General features: G+C 66.8%; 3 protein-coding genes. All 3 read left to right on the top strand.

Going from position 1 to position 2,910, the window contains the following annotated elements; all coding sequences use genetic code 11:
* Positions 1 to 824: asparaginase (locus VDP82_RS16545; protein WP_323015928.1), on the top strand; the 824-nt coding region annotated here is incomplete at its 5' end.
* A 77-nt stretch (positions 825 to 901) separates the two neighbouring features.
* Positions 902 to 2,404: a helicase HerA-like domain-containing protein gene (locus tag VDP82_RS16550; RefSeq protein WP_323015930.1), complete on the top strand. Its 1,503-nt coding sequence runs from the start codon at positions 902 to 904 to the stop codon at positions 2,402 to 2,404.
* Positions 2,405 to 2,406: 2 nt separating this feature from the next.
* On the top strand, positions 2,407 to 2,910 hold a 504-nt coding region (locus VDP82_RS16555), incomplete at its 3' end, for a hypothetical protein (protein WP_323015929.1).

Genomic DNA, 2,910 nt, shown 5'->3' on the forward strand with positions numbered 1-2,910 from the left:
TTTCACAAGGGGCTGAGGCGCGCTTCCACCATAGCCCCGAAGAGCTGGCGCTGGCCTGCGCCAGCCATCACGGCGAGGACATGCATGTCGAGGGCGTGTCGCATTTTCTCTCCCGCATGGGGCTTTCGGTGGCCGACCTCGAATGCGGGGCTCATCCGCCCACCAATGCCAGGGCGCGCGAGGCCCTGCGGGAAAGAGGCGAAAAGCCCAGCGCCCTGCACAATAATTGCTCGGGCAAGCATGCCGGCATGCTGAGCGTGGCGCTGGCCATGGGCGTTCCCACATCTGGCTATGTCGGCCGCGAACACGAGGTGCAGCGCAAGGTGCGGGCGGCCATCGAGGCGGTGATCGGGGAAGAATTGAGCGAGGAACGCTGCGGCACCGATGGCTGTTCCATCCCCACCTTTGCCGCGCCGCTGCGCGCCTTCGCGTCCGGCTTTGCCCGCATGGCCACCGGCAAGCGGCTGCCGCCTGAAATGGCGGAAGCGGCCCGGCGCCTGTTCGACGCCGCCACTTCACATCCCGCCCTGGTGGCGGGCACCGACCATCCCGATACCGTGCTGATATCAGCCTTCAGGGGGCGGCTGATGCAGAAGATCGGCGCGGAAGGCGTGCAATGCGGCGCCATCCGCGACAAGGGCTGGGGCTATGCGCTCAAATGCGACGACGGCAACATGGCGGCCTCGCAGGCCATGCTGGCCGGGCTGCTGCTCAAGCTTGCCGAGCCCGATGAGGCGCAGCGCAAAATCCTGCATGGGCTGGCGCATCAGCGCCTGCGCAGCGTGCGCGGCGCCGAAATCGGGCAATTGCGCGCGGTGCTTTAGCCACAGGGCCGAGTTACAAGTTGTCCCATGGGGAAGGGGCCGTTTATAAGGACCCCAACACAAATCAGGGTATGCAGATGCTCGCCGACGACAAGATCTTTCTCGGGACCAGCACCCAGCCCGAATACCTGGCGCTCAAATATGGCAATCGCCATGGGCTGGTGACGGGCGCGACGGGCACCGGCAAGACGGTGACGCTACAGGTGCTGGCCGAAGGCTTTTCAGCCGCGGGCGTGCCGGTCTTTGCCGCCGACATCAAGGGCGACCTGTCCGGTGTGGGCAAGATGGGGCAGGCGCAGGGCTGGCAGACCCAGCGGGCCCAGGATATCGGCTTTGACGATTTTTCCGATGACGTGTTCCCGGTAATCTTCTGGGACCTGTTCGGGCGGCAGGGCCACCCTGTGCGCGCCACGATTTCAGAAATGGGCGCGCTGCTGTTGAGCCGCATGCTCGATCTCAACGATACCCAGGAAGGCGTGCTCAACATCGCCTTCAAGCTGGCCGACGACGAAGGCCTGCTGCTGCTCGACCTCAAGGATCTGCGGGCGCTGCTGGTGCATATCCAGGAGCGGGCCAAGGAGATTTCGGCGCGCTACGGCAATGTCTCCACCGCCTCCATCGGCGCCATCCAGCGGGCGCTGCTGGTGCTCGAGCAGCAGGGGGCGGAGAATTTCTTCGGCGAACGAGCGCTTGAAATCGCCGATCTGATGCGTACCGACCGCGATGGGCGGGGCTTTATCTCCATCCTGGCGGCGGACGAGCTGATGCGCGCGCCGCGCCTTTACGCCACCTTCCTGCTGTGGCTGCTCTCCGAACTGTTCGAGGAGCTGCCCGAGGTCGGCGATCCCGACAAGCCCAAGCTGGTGTTTTTCTTCGATGAGGCGCACCTGCTGTTCGACGGTGCGCCCAAGGTGCTGATCGATAAGGTGGAGCAGGTGGTGCGGCTGGTGCGCTCCAAGGGCGTCGGCGTTTATTTCGTCACGCAGAACCCGGTGGATATTCCAGAAACGGTGCTGGCCCAGCTCTCCAATCGCGTCCAGCACGCCCTGCGGGCCTATACGCCGCGCGAACAGAAGGCGGTGAAGGTGGCGGCCGATACCTTCCGGCCCAACCCGGCCTTCTCCACTGCTGAAGTCATCACCCAGCTCGGCATCGGCGAAGCGCTGGTGTCGGTGCTCGAGGCCAAGGGCATCCCCTCCATGGTGGGGCGCACCATGATCCGCCCGCCTTCGGCGCAGGTGGGGCCGATCACCCCGGCCGAGCGGGAGGCGATCATCGCCGCGTCCCCGGTGGCCGGGCTCTATGACAATCCCATCGACCGCGATTCGGCTTTCGAGGTGCTGACCCGCCGGGCGCGCGACAAGCAATTGGCCGAGGAACGCCAGCGCCAGGACGACGACATCCGCAAGACCCAGCGCACCTATCAGGACGAGCGTCCCCGCCGCTCGCCTGCACCGCGCAGTTCCAGCCGGCAGACGCCGACGGAAGCGGCAATGAACTCGCTGGCCCGCACCGTGGCCAATCGGCTCGGAGATGCGCTGGTGCGCGGCATTCTCGGCGGGTTGAAGCGCGGACGATGAGCATGCTGGAAACGGTCAGCCCGTCCCCCGTCATCGCCGTCTTCGCTTCCGACAAGGGGCCGGGCGATCCCGAACGGGCCTCGATCATGAGCCAGGCCGGCAGCTATTTTGCCCGGCGCGGCGCCCGCATCGTCTGTTTGGCGGAAAACGGCGTTTTGCCCGTGCCCCTGATTACGGCGGCGCGCATCGCGGGGGGCGTGGTGGAGATCGTCGCCGACCCGAGCATCGTGCTGCCTTCGGCGTTATCGGGTGTGGCCGTGGACGTGCTGGCCAGCCGCGAGGACCGCCAGGCGCGCGTGGCGCAGATGGCCGAGGCCCATGTCGGACTGCCCGGATCGCTCGCCTCCACCACCTCGCTTTTCGGCACCTGGGCCGCCGGCCGGGCGCTGGGCCGGGTGACCCCGGTGGTGATGCTCAACCGCCACCGCGCCTATGAGGTGGTGCGGGGCTATGCCGCCGACGTGCTGGCGCCGGGCCTCGCCGGCTATGAGCGCGCCGTGCAGTTT

The sequence above is a fragment of the Devosia sp. genome, assembly GCF_034675085.1.
Classification (GTDB): Bacteria; Pseudomonadota; Alphaproteobacteria; order Rhizobiales; family Devosiaceae; genus Devosia.

Coding starts and splice junctions, on each gene's coding strand:
- VDP82_RS16550 (WP_323015930.1), top strand. CDS start 902: ATGCTCGCCGACGACAAGATCTTTCTCGGGACCAGCACCCAGCCCGAA.